The organism is Burkholderia sp. LK4, from assembly GCF_001043615.1.
Lineage (GTDB): Bacteria > Pseudomonadota > Gammaproteobacteria > Burkholderiales > Burkholderiaceae > Burkholderia > Burkholderia cepacia.
Map to the genome: position 1 here is coordinate 1 of NZ_LDUL01000196.1, position 720 is coordinate 720.

General features: G+C 68.8%; 1 protein-coding gene. It reads right to left on the reverse strand.

The window, feature by feature from the left end; all coding sequences use genetic code 11:
* Nucleotides 1–113: 113 nt before the first annotated feature.
* Nucleotides 114–593, reverse strand: a complete 480-nt coding sequence (locus VK92_RS38885; RefSeq protein ID WP_048468285.1) for a GNAT family N-acetyltransferase — start codon at nucleotides 591–593, stop codon at nucleotides 114–116.
* Nucleotides 594–720 lie beyond the last annotated feature (127 nt).

Genomic DNA, 720 nt, shown 5'->3' on the forward strand with positions numbered 1-720 from the left:
GCGCTCGGCGCTCGGCGCTCGGCGAGCAGGAAGGATCAGGAGTGTGAATGGTGCAGGCCGCCCGCGGCGTACCCGGTTGGCCGCAAGTATCAGCTAAGCGCCTGCCAGCGGATTCAGCCCGGAATGACCGGCTTGATCAACGTCGTCGTGATCGGCGCGAAGCCGCACGCACGATAAAGCGCGCGGGCCGCCGTGTTGTGATTGAACACCGACAGCCCGATCTCGGTGATGCCGTAGCGGCGCGCCTCGGCGTCGAGCGCATCGAGCGTGCGCGTGGCCCAGCCCTGGCGACGCCGGGACGGGACGATGTCGAGGTCGTAGATGAACAGCGTGCGGTTCGGCCCTTCGGGCACGATCGCGTACCAGAGGTCGCCCACCGCGTCGCCGCTGGCGGCGTCGACGAGCATGACGAGGGTCTGGCCGAAGGTCCGCAGGCCGTCCGGCAGCAGCGTGTCGAAACACGCGCGCGCCCGGCTGGCCGCGTCTTCGACAGCATTTTGTCCGGATGAGACGAGATCGCGCGCGTAGCCGTCGATGGCTCGCGTACGGTACGCGTGGAATTCACTGGCCGTCATCGGCCGCATCTGCAGCATGGCCCGGTCACCGTGAACGGATTCGGACTTCCAGTGTAGCGGGACGGTCGCGCCGGCGCGCGATACGGCGGCGGAAAGCGGGCAGGCGGGTGCGGCGGACGCCGCGAATCGGCGAATCGGCGAATCA